The 14,453-nt window shown below is 47.9% G+C and carries 15 protein-coding genes; 6 read left to right on the top strand and 9 right to left on the bottom strand.

Annotated elements, in window-relative coordinates; all coding sequences use genetic code 11:
• The first annotated feature begins 39 nt into the window (after nt 1–39).
• Nucleotides 40–2,466: a ribonuclease R gene (gene rnr, locus MMG82_RS00075; RefSeq protein WP_047539298.1), complete on the top strand. Its 2,427-nt coding sequence runs from the start codon at nt 40–42 to the stop codon at nt 2,464–2,466.
• A complete protein-coding gene (gene rlmB, locus MMG82_RS00070) occupies nt 2,467–3,207 on the top strand; it encodes a 23S rRNA (guanosine(2251)-2'-O)-methyltransferase RlmB (protein WP_037427160.1) in 741 nt (246 codons plus the stop codon).
• A 61-nt stretch (nt 3,208–3,268) separates the two neighbouring features.
• Here the strand turns inward: rlmB and MMG82_RS00065 are convergent, their stop codons facing one another.
• Both MMG82_RS00065 and MMG82_RS00060 read right to left on the bottom strand, forming a co-directional pair.
• On the bottom strand, nt 3,269–4,696 hold the full coding sequence (locus MMG82_RS00065) for an MFS transporter (protein ID WP_047539301.1): 1,428 nt from the start codon (nt 4,694–4,696) through the stop codon (nt 3,269–3,271).
• Between the two features lie 183 nt (nt 4,697–4,879).
• Nucleotides 4,880–5,623, bottom strand: coding sequence for a DUF481 domain-containing protein (locus tag MMG82_RS00060; protein ID WP_047539304.1), 744 nt, complete (start codon nt 5,621–5,623; stop codon nt 4,880–4,882).
• A 212-nt stretch (nt 5,624–5,835) separates the two neighbouring features.
• Between MMG82_RS00060 and rpsF the strand changes: the two genes are divergently transcribed.
• The 4 genes from rpsF to rplI are packed head-to-tail and all read left to right on the top strand — an operon-like array spanning nt 5,836 to nt 7,273.
• The gene (gene rpsF, locus MMG82_RS00055) at nt 5,836–6,231 is read left to right on the top strand and encodes a 30S ribosomal protein S6 (RefSeq protein WP_011623998.1); all 396 of its coding nucleotides are present in this window, start codon (nt 5,836–5,838) and stop codon (nt 6,229–6,231) included.
• 8 nt (nt 6,232–6,239) lie between these two features.
• Complete coding sequence (gene priB, locus MMG82_RS00050) at nt 6,240–6,545, top strand: primosomal replication protein N (protein WP_011073673.1); 306 nt, start codon at nt 6,240–6,242, stop codon at nt 6,543–6,545.
• Between the two features lie 11 nt (nt 6,546–6,556).
• Complete coding sequence (rpsR, locus tag MMG82_RS00045) at nt 6,557–6,784, top strand: 30S ribosomal protein S18 (RefSeq protein WP_006083042.1); 228 nt, start codon at nt 6,557–6,559, stop codon at nt 6,782–6,784.
• Between the two features lie 36 nt (nt 6,785–6,820).
• On the top strand, nt 6,821–7,273 hold the full coding sequence (rplI, locus tag MMG82_RS00040) for a 50S ribosomal protein L9 (RefSeq protein WP_037422085.1): 453 nt from the start codon (nt 6,821–6,823) through the stop codon (nt 7,271–7,273).
• A 153-nt stretch (nt 7,274–7,426) separates the two neighbouring features.
• Here rplI and hydF read toward each other — a convergent pair whose 3' ends face one another.
• From hydF to hydA, 7 genes are all read right to left on the bottom strand, one after another.
• A complete protein-coding gene (gene hydF / locus MMG82_RS00035) occupies nt 7,427–8,668 on the bottom strand; it encodes a [FeFe] hydrogenase H-cluster maturation GTPase HydF (protein ID WP_241406225.1) in 1,242 nt (413 codons plus the stop codon).
• Nucleotides 8,652–9,734 carry a [FeFe] hydrogenase H-cluster radical SAM maturase HydE gene (gene hydE / locus MMG82_RS00030; RefSeq protein WP_241406224.1) on the bottom strand — a complete coding sequence of 361 codons (1,083 nt, stop codon included), beginning with the start codon at nt 9,732–9,734 and terminating at the stop codon, nt 8,652–8,654. Before hydE ends, hydF begins: the two co-directional genes overlap by 17 nt.
• Entirely contained in the window at nt 9,734–10,372 is a 639-nt protein-coding gene (locus tag MMG82_RS00025; protein WP_241406223.1) for a hypothetical protein, read from the bottom strand. The genes hydE and MMG82_RS00025 overlap by 1 nt, the downstream gene beginning before the upstream one ends.
• Entirely contained in the window at nt 10,373–11,812 is a 1,440-nt protein-coding gene (hydG, locus tag MMG82_RS00020) for a [FeFe] hydrogenase H-cluster radical SAM maturase HydG (RefSeq protein WP_241406222.1), read from the bottom strand.
• Nucleotides 11,813–11,881: 69 nt separating this feature from the next.
• On the bottom strand, nt 11,882–12,565 hold the full coding sequence (locus MMG82_RS00015; protein ID WP_037427165.1) for a cytochrome b/b6 domain-containing protein: 684 nt from the start codon (nt 12,563–12,565) through the stop codon (nt 11,882–11,884).
• 13 nt (nt 12,566–12,578) lie between these two features.
• On the bottom strand, nt 12,579–12,899 hold the full coding sequence (hydB, locus tag MMG82_RS00010; RefSeq protein ID WP_023268564.1) for an iron hydrogenase small subunit HydB: 321 nt from the start codon (nt 12,897–12,899) through the stop codon (nt 12,579–12,581).
• Nucleotides 12,900–12,911: 12 nt separating this feature from the next.
• Entirely contained in the window at nt 12,912–14,144 is a 1,233-nt protein-coding gene (gene hydA / locus MMG82_RS00005; RefSeq protein WP_172589062.1) for an iron hydrogenase large subunit HydA, read from the bottom strand.
• Nucleotides 14,145–14,453: the final 309 nt, after the last annotated feature.

Genomic DNA, 14,453 nt, shown 5'->3' with positions numbered 1-14,453 from the left:
GTTGTCTCTACTGATTGAGACAAAAATATTGGATATTGAATGATCAAAGACCCTCATTTCGAGCGTGAACAGGATAAGTACGAAAACCCTATCCCAAGTCGTGAGTATATTATCGAGTACTTACGTTCTCAAAAATCACCTATTACCCGTGACAGCATCGCTGCTGCACTACAGATCCATGATGAAGAGCAATTAGAAGCCCTGCGCCGCCGTTTACGGGCGATGGAGCGCGACGGTGAATTGGTATTTACCCGCGGTCAAAGCTACGGCTTACCTGAAAAAATGGATCTGATCCCCGGCATTGTTCTTGGGCACCGAGAAGGCTACGGCTTCTTTAAACCTGACGAAGGTGGCGACGATCTATTTATCTCAAATCGCGATATGCTGATGTATTTCCATGGCGATAAAGTGCTGGCACAAAAAGCCGGTATGGATCGTAAAGGTCGTCGTGAAGCCCGTATTGTCCGTTTGATCCAGCCCCGTAGTGCTGCGATTGTTGGTCGATTCCATGTCGACAGTGGCATGGCATTTGTGATTGCCGATGATAAGCGCATTACCCAAGAAATTTTAATCGCTAGTGAAGATCGCAATGGCGCCCGTCAAGGCGATGTGGTGGTGGTAGAATTAACCCGCCGTCCCGGTCGATTTGTTAAAGCCGCAGGCAAAGTGACCGAAGTGCTTGGCAAGCAAATGGCACCGGGAATGGAAATCGAAATAGCCCTGCGCAATTACGATCTTCCCCATACGTGGTCGGCCGCCATTGAAAAGAAACTGCGCCGTATTCCCGATGAAGTGACTGAATCAGATAAAGTGGGTCGTGTCGATCTGCGTGATCTACCCTTAGTGACCATCGATGGTGAAGATGCCCGCGACTTTGACGATGCTGTTTATGCCGAAGCTAAACCCAGTGGTGGTTGGCGTCTGTGGGTGGCGATTGCCGATGTAAGCTATTATGTGCGTACCGATTCGGCCTTAGATACTGAAGCCCGTGCCCGTGGTAACTCGGTGTACTTCCCATCGCAAGTGATCCCAATGTTGCCGGAGAAAATCTCTAACGGCTTGTGTTCACTCAATCCTCATGTTGACCGCCTGTGTATGGTTGCAGAGATGACGGTTTCAGCCCGCGGTAAGTTATCGGGTTATAAGTTTTATCCGGCGTTGATGCATTCACACGCGCGCTTTACCTACACCCAAGTCGCTGCGATGCTCGAAGGTGGGCCGATTGCGCCTGAGCATGAAGCACTCTTTCCACATCTTCAATGCTTACAGTCGCTTTATTTAGCGCTTGATGAACAGCGCGCAGAGCGCGGTGCGATAGCATTTGAGACGATAGAAACGCAGTTTATTTTTAACGAACAGCGCAAGATCGATAAGATTGTGCCAAGAGCGCGTAATCAAGCTCATAAAATCATTGAAGAATGTATGATTTTGGCGAACGTGTCTGCTGCTAAGTTTGTGAAAAAGCATAAGGGTGAAATCCTCTATCGCGTGCATGAGTCACCCTCTGAGCAGAAACTGGCAAACTTTAAAGAGTTTTTAGCTGAGCGTGGTTTGAGCATGGGCGGAGGGCTTGAGCCAACGCCTGCAGATTATCAAAATGTAATGTTGCAGATTGCCGACCGTCCCGATGCTGAACTTATTCAAGTGATGTTGCTGCGCTCTATGCGCCAAGCAATCTACACGCCTGATAACGAAGGCCATTTTGGTTTGGCACTGGAAGAATACGCGCATTTTACCTCGCCTATTCGTCGTTATCCTGACTTAGTGCTGCACCGAGTGATCCGCTATTTGTTGGCGAAAGAAAAAGGTGAAGCCAATGAGAAATGGACTCCCGATGGTGGCTACCACTATCAACTCGATGAATTAGATAAATTAGGCGAAGAATGTTCTACGACTGAACGCCGCGCCGATGAAGCAACACGTGATGTAAGCGACTGGCTTAAATGTGAATTTATGCAGGACCATGTGGGTGACACCTTCGAGGCCGTGATAGCCTCTGTCACTAACTTTGGTTTATTCGTTCGCTTAAATGACTTATTTATCGATGGCTTAGTGCATATTTCTAGCCTGGGCAGCGATTATTACCAGTTCGATCCTATGCGTCAGCGTTTGATTGGTGAGCACACAGGTCAAATCTATCAAGTGGGTGACCCTGTCACGGTAAAAGTGGCCGCGGTAAACTTGGATGATAGACAGATTGACTTAGTCATGATTGGCGACAGTGGTAAAGGCGGTCGCCGCAAGGCGGCACCTAGTCGCGACAAACCCATGACAGCCCGTGAGCGGGTAAACCGCGAAGGCGCGAAAATGGCGAAAACGGCTAAATCGACTGGCGTTAAAGCGAAAGCGGGTTCAGACAAAGCGGCGAGTAAGTCTAAGTCTAAAGCGGGCACTAAGCCTAAGAAAAGTGTAAAAGATACGGCGAAAAAGCCAAAGGCCGCGAAGCGGAGCACGAGAAAGAAGTAAATGAAAAAACAAGATATTATTTTTGGGATCCACGCGGTTGAAGCGCTGTTAAAACACAGCCCTGAGCGCATTATTGAACTTTGGCTGTTGCAGGGCCGTGAGGATGAGCGTTTAACCCCGCTGATCCGTCAAGCGAAAGCCTTTGGCACGAGCATTCAAGTGACTTCACGCAAAGTGTTGGACGAGAAAGCCGAAAGTACTCAGCACCAAGGTATTATTGCCCGTGTGAAAGCGGCTAAAATCCTTGGTGAGCATGACTTAGATGAGCTGTTAGCAAAGACCGACTTACCGTTTTTATTGATTTTAGATGGCGTTACCGATCCGCATAACCTAGGTGCCTGCTTACGTAACGCCGATGCGGCGGGCGTGCAGGGCATTATTGTGCCAAAGGATAACTCCGTTGGCTTAACGGCTGTGGTTAGTAAGGTCGCTTGCGGCGCAGCTGAAACCGTGCCGTTATTCCAAGTGACTAACCTCGCCCGCACTATGCGCCATCTGCAGGAAAAGGGCGTATGGATTGTGGGGACGGCGGGTGAAGCGGATTGCGAGCTTTATCAAGCCGATCTTAAAGGGCCATTAGCGATTGCGATGGGCGCCGAAGGCAAAGGTTTACGCCGCCTAAGCCGTGAGTGTTGCGATACTTTAGTTTCGATTCCTATGTCGGGAAGCGTCTCTAGCTTAAACGTGTCGGTCGCCACGGGTATTTGCCTATTCGAAGCCGTGCGTCAACGCCGTAGCTAATTGATATATATCAATAAAAAAGACGGGCGAGCCCGTCTTTTTTTATTGCCTAAATCAACCCTTAATTGGTTTTAATAGCATCGAGGTTGGATTCGTCCACCTCGTTTGTCTCATCGTGGATAAAGCTGGGCGCTGGGTGAAATTCAAACTCGAATGTTAGCTGTTGCTCATTATCATTCTCTGCATCTTCAACAAGGGCATCGGCACCTAAATCTTCTTCATCTTCCTGCTGTGTTGGTGTCATGTGTTCCTGCACCGATTCAACATCCACCCTCGGGTCAAGTGCCGCAGCCAGTGGTGATGAGACTAAGTCACCGGTCGCCATGATGTAGTCTTGGGTGACACTGGTTTCGGTTTTTTGCTGTGAGTGAACATAACGTAGCCGTAAAAACAGGATTAAGGTACAGGCCGACATAAAGCCATAGAGCATGCTGTTGCCAAACCATTGCATAAGAGTCGAGGCGATTAATGGGCCGATGCTGGCGCCCATGCCAAAGGTGAGCAAAATGGTTGCCGATAGTCCTACCCTTTCACTTTGCTCGACACGGGAGTTAGCCAGTGCGGTTGCCAAGGGATAGAAGGTAAAGCCAAGAATGCCGAACAAAAACGTCATCACCAGTGAGAGTGTCGGATGATAGGGAGTGAGGGCGATAGCTAATGCTAAGATCCCAAGCAGTACGCAGTTGATTCGGATCAGGCGACTGCGGGACATAATGTCAGATAATTTTCCCATTGGCCATTGGGCGAGTAGGCCCGCGAGAATGGTTGCCGTCATATAGGTGGCCACCTTCTCGGGCGGTAAACCTAAGTTGCTCGCATAAGCAGGCGCCAAACCGTAAAAGGAGCCTACAATCATGCTGCCAATGGCAATGGTCGTTAGTGCCTGCGGCGCTTTGCGCCAATAGTGAGCAATTTTTAAGGGGGCGGGCACCAGTGGTGCTGGGTGAATACGCCGCGTTAAAGAAATCGGGACAATACACAGGGCAAAGCAGATGGCGATCAGTAACAGCGGCTCTAGACCGAGTTCAGGATAGAGGCTGATGGCACCTTGGCCCAAGATCAAACCGAAGTAAGAGACTATCATGTAGCTGGCAAACACAGTGCCGCGTTGGCTGCTTTCAGCCTGTTCATTGAGCCAACTTTCGAGCACCATGTATTGGCACATCATCCCCATACCGACGATAAGTCTTAGCAGGATCCAAATAGCTAACTCATCTACGAGTGCGTGACCAAGTGCGGAGGCGGCAACGATCCCAGCACTAGCGACAAAGGCACGGATATGTCCGACTTGGGCGATTAGCCGGTGGCCAATCTTAGATCCTGCGACAAGGCCGACATAGTAGGCCGACATCATGCTACCTATCCACAACTGCGGAACGTGCATCACCGAGAGCCTAAGGCCTAAATATGTGGTGAGTAAACCGCCAGCCAGCACTGTTAATAACGTCGTGCTATATAAAGAGGCGAAAGTACGTAGCGGGTTTGTCATTAACTGCTCCTTGTATGATTGCCAGGGAGAGTATATCAGCAGTCGGTGTTTATTCCGTGTTGCAAAATGTTGGAATTTATCGACTAATTTATCGTTTTTATGTGTGGGTCACTAAATTGTGCTGAAATGGGATTTGGCTGAGTGGGGGAATTGTTGTGCCAGCCAAATCGTTTTATTGCTTGTTTATCTAAAGGTATACAGCAAGTTAAAGGTGGTGATGGTATCCGTCTGCTGGCTGCCCTCAGGAACCACTTCGGTGAACTTGATGTTCATGCCGATTTTAAAGGCCCAATCCTGAAATACTAAATTTTTGTAGTTCATATCGAGAGTCAGGGTATTGTTATTTTCGCCCACTTCGGCGGTGAGATCGGCATTGATACTGGTGTATTCCTGTAATTTTTGAGAAAACTTTGCCGCAGTACGTAGGATCACATCCTTTTCGGGAGCGGGGTCTGGCTCTGCGACTGACTCGGCAGGCAAGTTGTATCGATAACCTGGGCCGATTTCGAGACTGAGTTTGGTCTTGTAGCTACTAATTGCGTTAAAACCATAACCCGAAGAAAGAGTTGAGATTTGGGTATAACTACCAAACTGATCCCAAGTGAAGTCGCCACGGCCGAAGATATAACCTTTGTTGAGTTTATAGTTGCTTTGAAGCTGGAGTTCGTACTTTTCGGAGGTGGTTTGATTTTTTTCAGAAGCAAAATACGCTTTTAGCGTCGCTTCCTGCTTAGTTTGTTTAGTATCGTAAATCAGTTGGGTTCGACCATTAAAACTGCTCGATTCGGTATTGCCTGTGTTCAATTGTAAGCCGGCTTCGACTTCTGCAGTCAAATCACTTGGTGGTTCCTGATAATCGGGAGGGACAAGCGCAAGTGCAGGAAAAGATAGGCAAAACAAACTAACTGGTGCGATAACTTTTAGCATTATAATGGGTTCTTGAGAGGCTGATGTCTGATATCCGAATAGGGGTGAGGCGTCATCATACCTGTATTGGGTGTTGAGGCAAAGTTATTGCTTGAGTTTCGCGTCTGCTTTCTGTACTATCTCGCGCTCAAATCAGTCACTATTTTCGTTCCTTGCCTCTATTTGGTTTGACTGAGCCAATAACGAGGCTACATAACCGTAAGGAGCAATAAATGCGTCATTACGAAATCGTATTTATGGTTCACCCAGATCAAAGTGAACAAGTACCAGGTATGATTGAGCGTTACACCGGTGTTATCACCGAAGCTAACGGCAAAATCCACCGTTTAGAAGATTGGGGCCGTCGTCAACTGGCTTACCCAATCCAAGATCTGCATAAAGCTCACTATGTTCTGATGAACGTTGAAGCACCAGCAGAGACGATTGAAGAGCTAGAAACTGCTTTCCGTTTCAACGACGCAGTTCTGCGTAACATGGTAATGCGTACTAAAGTTGCCGTTACTGAAGCATCTCCAATGGCGAAAGCTAAAGATGAGCGCGATTCACGTCGTGGCCCAGCTGGCGACCGCTCATATGATGAAGCTAACGCTGAAGAAATCGCTGAGTAAGTTTTTCTGTGACCACCAATAACTTGGTGTTGTCAGGAACCATAACCCGTTCCAGACGCTTTAAAAGCCCGGCAGGCATTGCACATAGTGTGATCATGCTAGAACACAAATCGCAGCGTTATGAAGCAGATATGCTCCGCAATGTCTACGTTCAAATACAAGTGATATTGAGTGGACCACGTTTTGAAAGCGTGGCAGATAATCTGAAAGCAGGTGTGGAAGTACAAGTACAAGGTTTTATGACGCTTCAACAGGGGCGAAATGGCCAAAATCGCTTAGTCATCCATGCCGAAAATGTCGAATTGAAAACTTAGGAGACTGTCAAATGGCACGTTATTTCCGTCGTCGCAAGTTCTGCCGTTTCACCGCTGAAGGTGTTGCAGAAATTGATTACAAAGATATCGTTACTTTAAAGAACTACATCACTGAAAGCGGCAAAATCGTTCCAAGCCGTATCACTGGTACTAGTGCTAAATATCAGCGTCAACTAGCTCGCGCTATCAAGCGTGCTCGTTATCTTTCTCTACTGCCATACACTGATTTACATCAGTAATTGCAGTATTCCTAATCGAATATAGAGGATTTGATAATGAACGTTATTCTGCTTGATAAAATCGCTAACCTGGGTAACCTGGGTGACCAAGTTGCAGTTAAAGCTGGTTACGCTCGTAACTACCTGCTGCCACAAGGTAAAGCTGTTGTTGCTAACGAAAGCAACGTTAAAGTATTTGAAGCTCGTCGCGCTGAATTAGAAGCTAAAATCGCTGCTGATCTGGCTGCTGCTAACCAACGTGCTGAGAAAATCGCTGCTCTGGAAGCTGTTGTTATTGCTTCTAAAGCGGGTGATGAAGGCAAACTGTTTGGTTCAGTTGGCAACCGTGACATCGCTGATGCAGTAACTGCTGCTGGCGTTGAACTGGCTAAATCAGAAGTTCGTTTACCATTAGGCGCTCTGCGTACTACTGGCGACTTCGAAGTTGAAGTTCAATTACACACTGAAGTTAAAGCTGTTGTTAAAGTTTCTATCGTTGCAGAAGCTTAATTACCAACTGCTTTAAATGAAAAACACCGCTTCGGCGGTGTTTTTTTATGGGCGCGATTTAGCATTGCTGTGTGAGTGGCTGTTTGTCACGTATTAACGCTAATCAGGCTTAGCCACTTGAGTGCAGCCAAGCCAGACGCTAAAACACATACGCTATTGCTGTGGATTGCGGTTAAAAGGCGCAAGCACTCGCGGTAGCACGCCCTGTAATTTAGAAATCGCCACCCCATAGTTAGTGATAGGCACCTGCCGCCGTTGACATTCACGAATGCGACGGAGCATTTCATTGCGGTTAAACATACAAGCGCCGCAGTGGATGACGAGGGCATATTGTTCTAAATCATCGGGAAAGTCGTGCCCAGATGTGACTACAAACTGGAGTTGTTTGCCGGTGTAGCTATTTATCCAGCGGGGAAGTTTAACTCGGCCAATATCGTCCTCCTGCACATTGTGACTACAGGCTTCGGCGATGAGCACTTTATTACCATCTTGCAATTTATCTAAAGCATCAGCTCCCGCAGCGAGAACGGCTAAATCGCCTTTAAATCGGGCAAATAAGGTTGAGAAGGTGGTGAGAGGGACTGCGTCTGGCACTGTGGCGGCGACTTGCTTAATCGCTTGAGCATCAGAAATCACCAGCTTAGGCGTAACCACTGATAATGCCTGCGTTAGTTCTGTTTCTTTGACGACCATTGCGATGGCGCTGCGATCAAGCGCCTCACGCAGTATCTGCACCTGTGGCAGGATCAATCGTCCCTTAGGTGCGGCCATATCGATAGGGACGACACAGAGAATGACATCCCCCGCTTGGTAGAGATCGCCCGCTAGGAGCGGCTCCTGCTTATACTCCGCAGGTGCTAATTCGACCATCAACTGCTTAAGCTGTTTACCTGCAAGACCTGTGGCGGCAGAAACGACAATAAAGGGTAAGGATTGAGTCTGGCAAAAGGCAATATCCTCAGCTTTGGGGAGGCAGATATCGGCTTTATTGAATACCACAAGTATTGGCATTTCTAATTGCTGTATTTCGTCAATTAATGCCATGTCTGAGGGGCACAGCCCGTGCTCATCAACGACTAAGAGTGCCATATCGGAGCGAAACAACACTCTGCGAGTGGCGCTCACTCGCATCATTCCTAATGTCCCTTCATCGTCTATGCCAGCGGTATCGTAAAAGGTCACTGGCCCTAAGGGTTGTAACTCATAGGCCTTGGCCACGGCATCTGTGGTTGTGCCTTTAATATCGGATACTATCGAGATCTGTTGCCCTGCGATCATATTAAGTAGGGAGGATTTCCCCGAATTACGCCGACCGACCAAGGCGATATGGTAGCGCATTCCTCTTGGTGCCGATTGGGTTTGGCTATGCTCTTGTGGATTAATGCCTTGACACATATTGGGTCCTTTTTGAATCACCACGGCTAAAGGAGGGGATTAGCGCGTGGCGTTGAATTTGCTGGCAGACTTGGTTAAGTCGCTCTGCGGCTGGGTTTTGTTGCTGGTTTTTTCCCGGATAGATGCTGTAATCGCCACTGACTTGTGCTGGGGTGAAGGAGGGCATAAGCACATTACATCCGCGTTTGAGTGCCAGTTCCCTTGCGCCTTTTTCGAGGGCGTCGAGGGAACTGGTGGCAGGAATATTCGCCCCCGGATTCATCAGTCGCAAAATAGCGCTAACCCTATGACTCTTAAGGGCGCTGCCATTGGGGGAAGTCGCAAACGGTGTTTGGTTATGGGCAATAAAGGGGCCGCAGGCCAGCATATCGAGCTGCAACTCCGATAAATGCTGAATATCACACGCTAAAATCGCATCCGTCATTCCCGGTAAATCGACAATAATCCCTGAGCCAGTTTGATATCCCAGAGACTTAAGATAATTGAGCCTTGCAATGCGCTCGTCAAAATTGGCTTTAGGGCGACACCGAGCAAAGAGGGCGCGGTCAAAGGTTTCCATCTTGAGCAAATAGCGATCTGCGCCCGCCTCGCGCCATTTTTCCAGCTCTTGATGTTTGCGATCACCCAGTGACAGAGTGATTGCTAGATTGTGGTGACGTTTAATTTCAGTAATAAGGGCACTAATACGATTGCCGCTGTAGTTAAAGTCATCCCCCGATTGCAGCACCACAGTACCTAGTCCCAGCTCGGCAATGCTATCCACTGCGTTAAGGATTTCTTCGTTTGAGAGTCGATAGCGTGTTACCTGCCGATTTTCGGTGCGTAAACCACAGTAATGGCAGTGGTTACGACAGTGATTCGAAAACTCGACAATGCCGCGTAAATACACCTGTTGATTAAATTGCAATTCAGTGGCGAGCTGGGCGCGACTAAACAACCATTCATCGTCTTGCCCCTGAAGTAGCGAAAGGATTTCGGCATAGGAAAATGCTGTGGGCTTAAGCAAGGTCGGTTTAACGGACGTTGGCTGAGTGACTGGCGCTGGCTGGCTAGGGCGAGTGATCATTAGTTACGCCCTTTATCTAGCTCAATCAAGCTTTGATACCAAAGATCGCCCACTGCGCGGCGGCATTCATCAACATAACGGCCTAGGGCCACTTCTACCGCGGAGTTTTGCTCACTGGGGATGCCTGTATCAAACCAATCGATTAAGCTGTTTGGCGCAAGGCCTAAAGCAAGGATGTCAAACTCCAGCCAAAGCCCCTGAGCTGAAGTGGTATGGCTATGGGCGTAGTGGCCGACAAAGAGTCTATCGCCAATCAACAATATAGGTTGCAACGGTAGCGCTTGGGTCGACACTAAATTGACTGTCTCAGGAAACTGCGTTTTAAGCTCGGCGCACCAGTGGCGGGAAATATCATACAGCTGCTCAACCTCTTGCAGCAGCATCTCGGGCCTTAGGATGGTGGCAAACTCATCCCGCCATAGACGAGTGGGCTCAAGTTTAATGAGGGTGAGTTGCTTTAAGCTGGCGTATTGTAGCCGCTGCAATAACAACTGCCCTACGGCATTATCGGCAAAATTACTGTAAATGGCCGCGTGTAGCACGATTTCATCAGCGCGTTCTATCGCATTGAGTAAGGCGCTAGTGTTAAGGCCGAAATGCAACTGCACGCCGAGATCTGAGAATAGATAAGATGCCATTTATAGATAGATATCCCGTTCACCCGCATCGGTTTTTTGCAAGCAGCCGCGCACATTGCGCGCCCGTGACGGGCTCATTTTAGCCAGTTCTCGCTCTATCAGGGCGTTACCGGCCTCGCGAGTCTTTTCACTGGCGTAATCGTTCAAATATTCCTTAAAGGTGATCAAGGCATTGGGCTGGCAGAATTTGCCAATAAACTGCTGTTTGGCTAATCCCATAAAGTGATCGCCAGTTCGTCCTTTGCGGTAACAACCCGTGCAGAAAGAGGGAATAGCATCTGAATCAGTCACTAGCTCATAAATAATATCGTCCATCTCTCGTTGATCACCAAGGCTGAATTGCTCGGCATCATGTTGATTTTGTTTGCTGTCTTGATAACCACCCGGTGCGGTACGCGAGCCTGCGCTGATTTGTGAAACCCCGAGTTCTAACAGTTCTTTGCGCAGCTCCGCACTTTCCCGCGTGCTCATAATCAGCCCGGTATAAGGCACGGCAAGGCGAGTGATGGCAACAATGCGCTTAAAGCAGTCATCATCGACCTCATAGGGCGGTTTTTCACTGATAGCCGAACCATGGGCAGGTTCAATCCGCGGGAAGGAGATAGTGTGTGGGCCAACGCCACAATCTTTTTCGAGTTGTTGAACATGGGTGAGCATGGCGAGCAGCTCAAATCTATGGTCATACAGGCCAAAGAGGGCGCCGATACCGACATCGTCAATTCCTGCTTCCATCGCCCTGTGCATGGCGTAGAGGCGGTATAAAAAGTCGGTTTTTTTACCTTTAAGATGGACTTGGCTGTAGGTGTCTTGATGATAGGTTTCTTGGAAGCATTGATAAGTGCCTATCGCCGCTGTTTTAAGTTGCTTAAAGTCCTCCACACTCATTGGCGCGCAGTTGACGTTGATACGACGAATTTCTCCGCCCTTGCCTTGCTTAACGCTGTACATGGTTTGAATACTTTCAACAATGGCTTGCACATTGTTGCGTGGATGCTCGCCATAAACGGCCAAAATCCGTTTGTGGCCCATTTCTTCGAGGATCGCAACTTCTTGGCGGATTTCATCCTGTTTTAAGGTTTTACGTTTGAGCTCATGGTTATCGGCGTTAAAGCCGCAATAACTACAACTATTGGCGCAATGATTCGACACATACAGCGGCGCAAACATCACAATACGATTGCCGTAAATGGTGTTTTTAATCTCACGGGCGACGGCAAAGAGTGCTTCATCCAGCGCTTTATCTTGGTTTTGCAGTAGGAGAGCGGTTTCTTGAATGCTTAAGCCTTCGCATTGGCGCGCTTTGTCGAGAATGGCGAGGACTTGCTCGCGACTTGGATTACTGGCGTCTTCAATGGTCTGCCAAATCGCTTTATCGTCGATAAAGCTGACGTTGGGATTATAGTCAGTGACGGTAATGGAATGATGCTCGTGTGTGCTCATGGTTATCTATGCCCTTGAGTATGAATGCGAAAATGCGGCAGTTGTGTGCAACTGCCGCTGGAGACTTAGCTATTTGCTTGTCAGCTGTTCACCATTAGTGGCGACGGGGGCAATTTCATTTTTAACCCACAGAGGGGTGTACTCAGCGGCATCATGGTAGGGCACATTGCCGTGGATCATCATGGCTTTGAAATCATCAAAGCGGTACACCGCGAGGAAAAGATGCACGGGTAAAAAGGCGGTTAACACTAAGCCTGACACTAAATGAGCCTGACCTAAAAACCACACTATATCCCGCGGCGCAGCATGGGGGATAAGCCATAGCACTAGACCAGAGAGGATAAGCACTGTGCCGCCAATCAGTACGCAGGCACCAAAGAGTTTTTGGCCTGAGTTGTATTTGTTCATCGGTGGAATAGGCACTTTTTTACCCAGTAAGAATTTCTGTGGGTAGCCGCCTAACACCATAAACCATTTCACATCGCGCCCTGAGAAACTAAACACACGTGCGATAAACAGTACCACTCGATCGAATGCCATGATGGTAAATGCCACGGCATCGAGGGCCATAACAATCCCTGCAATAATGTGCACATCATAGGTTAGCTGCATACCTTCTTGGGAAAGCGGTTTAAAAAACAATAACAAACCTGTCGCGGCTAATGGCAAAAAGCTGAGCAGCAGGATGTAGTGGAAGATCCTGACGTTTAGCGGATGTTTTAAAATGGGTCTCATATCATGTTCTTGATGCATTTCTCATCTCCAATCAAGAGCTTAATTTAGTGCGATCGACAAAGTGGGTGTGTAGCAGCTCGTGGGACATATGTCCTAATGGCTCGCCACCGAACTCTTTGTAGTACTTTTCAACCGCTGGGTTGGCGTGGCTGACACGTTTTTTCGCTAGGCTATCGTCCTTATATAACCCTTGGCTTCTGGCCTTAATGTATTCATTCCGGCGCTCAAGCTTGCTGGTAAACCAGCCGATAGGGATCGCGAGTGCAGCCACAAACGCGGCGCCAACGGCCATAAATTTACGGCGTGACAGAAAGAAACTGTCCTCGGCAAATAGGTGTTTTTTCTTGTTCATTTTTGTTTCCCGTTAAATGTTACCTAACCAAGAAGAGCCTTTACCCTCAATAGGTTGACCTCCACCGTTAACGCAACCACCTGCGCAGTTCATCACCTCAATAAAGTGGTAGGGAGAGGTGCCTGCCATCACATCGCGCAGCACGGGTTCGATGTTGTTGCCCATGTCATGCACTACGGCGACATTGACGGTCACATTTTGTTTAAGCTGGGTATCAAACAGGCTGACTGAGGCTGATTTCACCCCTTTTAGTCCACGTACGGGTTCAAATTCCAACTTAGCCATTTCAGCGCCAGTCAGCACTTTATGGGCGGTACGCAGTGCCGCTTCCATCACCCCGCCGGTTGTACCAAAAATAGTGCCCGCGCCTGTGTATTCAGAGAACAAACTATCACCTTGATATTCCGCGGTATTAGCGAGATCGATATCAAGCAGTTTGAGTAACTGTGCCATTTCCCTTGTGGTGAGCACGGCATCAATATCTTGGTACGAAGGCGTGTTAGCCCCGTGTTCCTGATGATATTGCCAAGCAGAGTTAAATTCGGGGCGTGAGGCTTCGAGTTTTTTCGAGGTACAAGGCATCACAGAGACGGTAAAAATATTCTCCGGCTGCATTTGATACACCTTGGCGCCGTAAGTTTTGGCAACCGTTCCGGCCATTTGCTGGGGCGATTTGGCGGTTGACAGGTTAGGTAAAAGTGCAGGGTAGCGGGTTTCGAGGTAGCGTACCCAGCCCGGGCAGCAGGAGGTGAACTGCGGCAATGCACCTGCATTTTCTTCACCTTTCACATTGGCATGGAGGCGATGAATAAACTCACTGCCTTCTTCCATAATGGTGAGATCGGCGGCAAAGTTACAATCAAAAATCTTAAAACCCGCCTGATTCATGGCGCCATAGAGTTTACCTGTCACCAGTTCGCCCGTGCCTAAGCCAAATTCTTCACCAATCGCCACCCGTACCGCAGGGGCGATAATGCCAACGACGGTGGTATTCTTATCGGCGAGTTTTTTTATCACGGTTTCAAGGGCGCTGTGGGTTTCTTCAATGGCGCTAAAGGGGCAGTTGATTAAACACTGTCCGCAACTTAAACATTTATCTTCATCGATAGAGTGCGCTGCACCCGAGGCACCATTAATGGCGTGGGTTGGGCAGAACTGTTTGCAAGCATCACATCCTTTGCATTTGGATGCATTAATCTTGATCAGCCCTTGGATTTCTCCTGGTTGATAAGTTGTCGCTGTCATAGAATTTTGCGTTCCTCATTTTCAACCTGAATTATATTTTCAGTGTTATTTAATGTGTTTGTTAAGTGCTTATGTTGACGGTTACATTTAATTTGTGAAATTTTAGGCGGCTGGATGATAGGAAATTGAACCTATGAAAAACATGATGGTGATCAAGTTTTATGGTTTTTGATAAAACAGGTGTTTTTAATAGTTTTATTTGCGTTTTTTGAGTTTTTTTGAGAAATAAAAATAACAATCTTGGTTAATTTTATAGTGGTGATTTTTATATTTTTTATTTAAATACAGTGTGTTATTTTTATTTTTGTG

It is taken from the genome of Shewanella sp. MM_2022_3 (genome assembly GCF_022557375.1).
GTDB classification, from domain to species: domain Bacteria; phylum Pseudomonadota; class Gammaproteobacteria; order Enterobacterales; family Shewanellaceae; genus Shewanella; species Shewanella xiamenensis.
The sequence above is the reverse complement of the archived record's forward strand: the minus strand, read 5'-3'. Positions and strand labels throughout refer to the sequence as shown.

Coding starts and splice junctions, on each gene's coding strand:
- rnr (WP_047539298.1), top strand. CDS start 40: ATGATCAAAGACCCTCATTTCGAGCGTGAACAGGATAAGTACGAAAAC.
- rlmB (WP_037427160.1), top strand. CDS start 2,467: ATGAAAAAACAAGATATTATTTTTGGGATCCACGCGGTTGAAGCGCTG.
- MMG82_RS00065 (WP_047539301.1), bottom strand. CDS start 4,696: ATGACAAACCCGCTACGTACTTTCGCCTCTTTATATAGCACGACGTTA.
- MMG82_RS00060 (WP_047539304.1), bottom strand. CDS start 5,623: ATGCTAAAAGTTATCGCACCAGTTAGTTTGTTTTGCCTATCTTTTCCT.
- rpsF (WP_011623998.1), top strand. CDS start 5,836: ATGCGTCATTACGAAATCGTATTTATGGTTCACCCAGATCAAAGTGAA.
- rpsR (WP_006083042.1), top strand. CDS start 6,557: ATGGCACGTTATTTCCGTCGTCGCAAGTTCTGCCGTTTCACCGCTGAA.
- rplI (WP_037422085.1), top strand. CDS start 6,821: ATGAACGTTATTCTGCTTGATAAAATCGCTAACCTGGGTAACCTGGGT.
- hydF (WP_241406225.1), bottom strand. CDS start 8,668: ATGTGTCAAGGCATTAATCCACAAGAGCATAGCCAAACCCAATCGGCA.
- hydE (WP_241406224.1), bottom strand. CDS start 9,734: ATGATCACTCGCCCTAGCCAGCCAGCGCCAGTCACTCAGCCAACGTCC.
- MMG82_RS00025 (WP_241406223.1), bottom strand. CDS start 10,372: ATGGCATCTTATCTATTCTCAGATCTCGGCGTGCAGTTGCATTTCGGC.
- hydG (WP_241406222.1), bottom strand. CDS start 11,812: ATGAGCACACACGAGCATCATTCCATTACCGTCACTGACTATAATCCC.
- MMG82_RS00015 (WP_037427165.1), bottom strand. CDS start 12,565: ATGCATCAAGAACATGATATGAGACCCATTTTAAAACATCCGCTAAAC.
- hydB (WP_023268564.1), bottom strand. CDS start 12,899: ATGAACAAGAAAAAACACCTATTTGCCGAGGACAGTTTCTTTCTGTCA.
- hydA (WP_172589062.1), bottom strand. CDS start 14,144: ATGACAGCGACAACTTATCAACCAGGAGAAATCCAAGGGCTGATCAAG.